Origin of the sequence: Sutcliffiella horikoshii, assembly GCF_008180725.1 — a bacterium.
Taxonomy (GTDB): Bacteria; Bacillota; Bacilli; order Bacillales; family Bacillaceae_I; genus Sutcliffiella_A; species Sutcliffiella_A horikoshii_B.
In genome coordinates this window covers 1-5,393 of the sequence record NZ_VTEV01000021.1, presented here as the reverse complement: position 1 = coordinate 5,393, position 5,393 = coordinate 1, and the positions used below count along the sequence as shown (strand labels likewise).

At 35.4% G+C, this 5,393-nt stretch carries 3 protein-coding genes; all 3 read right to left on the bottom strand.

Annotated elements, in window-relative coordinates:
* Positions 1 to 1,527, bottom strand: a 1,527-nt coding sequence (locus FZC76_RS22755) for a condensation domain-containing protein (RefSeq protein WP_148990389.1), incomplete at its 3' end; no start/stop codon positions are given.
* A gap of 48 nt (positions 1,528 to 1,575) precedes the next feature.
* Positions 1,576 to 3,390, bottom strand: a complete 1,815-nt coding sequence (locus FZC76_RS22750; protein WP_187442198.1) for a condensation domain-containing protein — start codon at positions 3,388 to 3,390, stop codon at positions 1,576 to 1,578.
* Positions 3,368 to 5,314, bottom strand: coding sequence for a non-ribosomal peptide synthetase (locus FZC76_RS22745; RefSeq protein WP_455771346.1), 1,947 nt, complete (start codon positions 5,312 to 5,314; stop codon positions 3,368 to 3,370). The genes FZC76_RS22750 and FZC76_RS22745 overlap by 23 nt, the downstream gene beginning before the upstream one ends.
* Positions 5,315 to 5,393: the final 79 nt, after the last annotated feature.

Sequence of the window (5,393 nt, the reverse complement as noted above, 5' to 3'; positions counted from 1 at the left end):
CGCTAATATACCAATCACCATTTCAATACCCCGCTCAGCAAGTATAGCTGCAAGGTCTTCACGTCCAAATCCTTGACTTCGAAGCCAGTGTGCTAGACGGTTAGCTTGTTCATTTAATTCTCTATAAGTGATTGATTCCATACCACATACCACCGCAATAGCATCTGGTCTCTTTCTTGCCTGGTCTTCAACCACTTGATGCGCTAGACGATTTAAAGATGGAATAGCCAAATTTGTCTTGTTGAAATCCTCGAATTGTAACTTTTTTTCCTCATTTGATAACAGGTTTAAATTATATAACTCTACATTTGATTGTTTGGACAAATTCTCTAAAAGCGTCACATAAAACTTCAACAAACTTTTTAAAGAGTCTAAAGAATTAGCATTAGGGTGGAAAATTTCAATACTCCAATTTGGTCCAACAGTTACTATAATCTCAATTTCATTTCTACCTTCTATATAGAGTAACTGAGGAATACTATACTTATTATCAGCTGAATTTCTTACTGTCACTATACTATTGAACAGTGTTACCTCTTTAGCGATATTCGTATACGAACGTATAACCTGACTTGGAACATGCGAATTTTTTTGAATAGATTCTCTCTGATTATGTATATATCTTAACACTTCATCTACCTTCTGGTTAGCAGTTAAGGTTGCTTTTATTGGAAGGACATGAGCAAATGGCCCAACGATCTCTCCCTTCCAATTTGCAGAACTCGATACAGTTTCTCCACATGAAACACTTTCTTCACCAGTATATACTTGGAGTAATAGGAGCCATGTGGATAAGGCAACTGCTTCAATCGAAACATTATGTTTCTCGGCTATTTTCTCTAATCTTCTGGATAAATCATTTGTTAACGATGTACTAGTACATAGTTTATTACTGTTTGATTTATTCTGATTCCCCCCATACAGTGGCATTGGTGAAGGTTTATAATCCCTTAGATGTTCTTTCCAGTATTTCTTTGCTGGGATCCCATCCTGACTAGCTTCCCAATCAATGTATTCTTTGAATGATTTATATTGGATGTTAGTTGGAAATATTTTTTGAGCACGATCCATCCACTCGTTGAAAATTCTGTCTCGACTGTTATCATCCATACATAAAGAATGTTGTGTCCATATTATAATTGTACGCACCTCATCATACCGACAAACTGACAAACGAATTAGTGGACCTATATCAATTTTTATCTCTTCAAAGTGTGATTTAGCTATGGACTGAAGTTTAACCTCTTTTTTTTCATCTTCCATTGCATGAAGGTCTACCCATTCAATTGGAATGGGTCGTTCCTTTAATACAACTTGTACAGTTCTATTGTTTAATTTTCTATACACAGATCTCAGTGAATCGTGTGCCCTCACTGTTTCCTCCCAATAACTTTTTAATTGATTGAACTCAACATCCATTTGTATTTCATAGGAAACTTGAGTTACGATTTCATTTTCTAAAATAGCTTTTTGTACAAGAGATAGTTCAAAAATATCATGTACATTTTCCTTAGATAGATAATTCACAAGTACACGCCCTTTCAATTAGAAAATTAATAAGTCTCTAAATTTAACTTATTCACTGAATAAAGCTTCTAATTTATCTTCAAATAACTCAATCTCTGATAACCGCATCTTGGGATCATTCACTAAATTACCTAATATATGTTCTAATTGGGCAAAAAACCCATCTATTGTTTCTGGTAAAAACTTTGCACTATTATAGCGTGCTTCTAACACCATTTTTCCATTTTCTTCAATCAAATATAAAAGAAGATCAAACTCTTGCCACTCATCAACATTTAGCTCACAAAATAAGTTTTCATTCTGATTATTAATAAATTGATTTAAGGGTACAGAGTTAACTTCAACACCATCGTACTCCATTTCATCACGAAAAGAATTTTGTCCAATAAAACATATTGAATAAAGCTTAGAATTTTGACCTTGTCGAGTTTTCTCTTGTATAATTAAATCGAATGGGTAATCTTGATTGTTATATGCTTCAAAAGTAGTCTCTTGAACACGTTTCAAAACTTGCAAAAATGATGGATTACCTGTAAGGTCTGTTCTTAGTGCCACAGGATTTATACACAGTCCTATTAAGTCTTCAAATCTTAATTCAGTTCGTCCTGAAAAAGTAGACCCAATTGTTATTATGGATTGATTATTTTGAAGAGAAAGCCAGACCTTAATAACCGCTAGTACTGTCATATAAGTAGTACCCCTATAAAGAGGTTTAACCTTGCGAATTAAGTTAACAATTTCAGGGTTAAACTCATGTATTCGAACATCAGAAGGATTCTGCTCTTCAAGTGATATATTTTTATCATATGGTAAATTAGAACTTTCTATCGACTCATCTAACTTTCCCATCCAATAATCCTTTTGTTTTTCCAATGCCCCTCCTATTAACTGTTCTTTTTGCCATTTAGTAAACTCAATATATTGTGCTGGGGCAGGTAGCAATGAAGGGTTCTTACCACTGATAATAACTTGATAAACTCTAAAAAGATCTTTCATAAATACTTCCCTTGACCAGCCATCACACCCAATATGATTTACACACAATAAAAGGACATGCTTTTGTGGCTCCACATAGTACAAGTTCATACGGAAAAATGATTCACAACTTAAGTTAAACGAATGATTTTGTTCATGTTCAATTGCACTTGCAAGGCTTGTAAATCGTTGTTCTTTTGAAAGCTTTGACAGATCTTCATAAATACAATGTACTTTAAGTGACTCATGTACCCTTTGAAACGGATGTCCATCGACTTCAACAATTGTAGTGCGCATTATGCTATGTCGTTTAACTAATGATCGTAATGCTTTAAACAATGCACTTGAGTCAACTTCACCGTTAAATTCGTATACTACTACTTCACCTAGAGTATTTTTTGTATATAAAGATTGAAACCATAAACGTTCCTGTCCATTTGAAAGTTCATAAAAATAATCTTCATTCTTATCATATAAATTCATATTATTTTTCACTTCGATAGATCTTTTCTTATTGGAATTCAAAGCAGTTTCTGCTTCTTTTTCTCCCTCTATCTCTTTCGCAAATACACTTTTTATTATAGAATTGAGCTTTGAAATCGTTTGTTGTTCAAATAGGTCTTTTAAATCAATTTCAATACCTAACTGTTGTTTAATTCGTAAACGAATCTGAATAGCCTTTAATGAATGTCCTCCAAGGTCAAAGAAATTATCATCGATACCTATAGGACTTACTTCAAGCACTTCTTCCCAAATTTCCACTAACCTTTGTTCCAACTCATTTCTTGGACCAGTGTAACCACTGCTCATTCGTTCTAACTCATTTGGTTCAGGTAATGCTTTACGATCAATCTTTCCATTTCTGTTAAGAGGCATCTTTTCTAACACAATGATATGTTCTGGCACCATATACTCTGGTAGATTTGACTGTAAATATTGTCGGATTTCTACCACATTTCCTGATNGAATGTCCTCCAAGGTCAAAGAAATTATCATCGATACCTATAGGACTTACTTCAAGCACTTCTTCCCAAATTTCCACTAACCTTTGTTCCAACTCATTTCTTGGACCAGTGTAACCACTGCTCATTCGTTCTAACTCATTTGGTTCAGGTAATGCTTTACGATCAATCTTTCCATTTCTGTTAAGAGGCATCTTTTCTAACACAATGATATGTTCTGGCACCATATACTCTGGTAGATTTGACTGTAAATATTGTCGGATTTCTACCACATTTCCTGATTCATAGAGTACTACATAAGCTAGAATACGATTTTGCCCATTTTTATCTTCACGTGCTATAGTCAAACATTGACTGACTGCATCATGTTTCAATAAAGCTGCTTCTATCTCACCAAGTTCAATACGATACCCCCGTATCTTTACTTGAAAATCCGAACGAGATACAAATATCATTCTTCCATCTAGTGTAAAGCGTGCTAAATCACCAGTTTTATATATTCTGTCCCCCATGCCATCCTTAAAAGGATTGGGAAGAAACGCTTGAGCCGTACGTTCAGGGTCATTTAAGTAACCTCGCCCTACCCCAATACCAGCTATATATACTTCCCCTATACACCCAATTGGAACTGGCCGTAGTTTATCATCCAGTATGTAGTGACGCATATTTGGAATTGGTCTACCTAATTCCACCTGTGGATAATCACTGTACGGATACGGACCATTAAGTATTACATGTGATGTATCATCAGAACACTCTGTTGCCCCATAGGTATTCACTACCTTCACATGAGGGTATGTTTCTATCCATTTATGATACAAAGATACCGATAATCCTTCCCCTGTCGAAATCATAAACTCGAGTTTTGGAAGGGTACAGCTTTGCTCATCTTTCGCAACTTGTAAAAACATTTCAATTATTGAAGGTACCATTTCCAGTACATTTACATGATCATTCTGTACAGACAAAAGCAATGTTTGTGGATCCATCGCTATTTCGTTGGAATATATAACTACTCGACCGCCAGTCATTAAAGGAGCTAAAATTTGCCATACCGAAATATCGAAACAATGAGATGCATTTTGTGCTACTACACTATTCTCATTCAATCCTAATAAATGAATCTTCGCATACAAATGGTTCAACATTCCAATATGTTCAACCATAGCGCCTTTTGGTTTCCCTGTAGAACCAGATGTGAAAAATACATTAGCTAAATCCATTTTCCCATTAATATTGTTTAAGTTCTCTTGCGAGTACGAAGCAAGCCCCATATAACTACCGCCTGTATCAAGAGAAAACACAACAGCATCTTGAGAAACCCTTTTACTCAACTCCAAACTACGTGACTGCCATCTCTCTTCTGTTAGAACTATCCGTGCATTACTCTCCTCTAAGATTGTACATATACGATCATCCGGATGTGCAGAATCTAGAGGTRCATAAGCTCCACCTGATTTTAATACCGCTAATATACCAATCACCATTTCAATACCCCGCTCAGCAAGTATAGCTGCAAGGTCTTCACGTCCAAATCCTTGACTTCGAAGCCAGTGTGCTAGACGGTTAGCTTGTTCATTTAATTCTCTATAAGTGATTGATTCCATACCACATACCACCGCAATAGCATCTGGTCTCTTTCTTGCCTGGTCTTCAACCACTTGATGCGCTAGACGATTTAAAGATGGAATAGCCAAATTTGTCTTGTTGAAATCCTCGAATTGTAACTTTTTTTCCTCATTTGAGAGGGCACTAATTTCCATGACCTTTTGCTTAGGTTTTGTTAAAATATTTTCCAACATTGCAAGCATAGAACTAATGAAGCTTTTAATCTCTTGGTTTGAAAACAATTGTGTACGATAATCTACTAATAAAACTAAATCCCCTGTATGCAATCGATCTTCAATATGTATAAGATCGGAAGAGCAC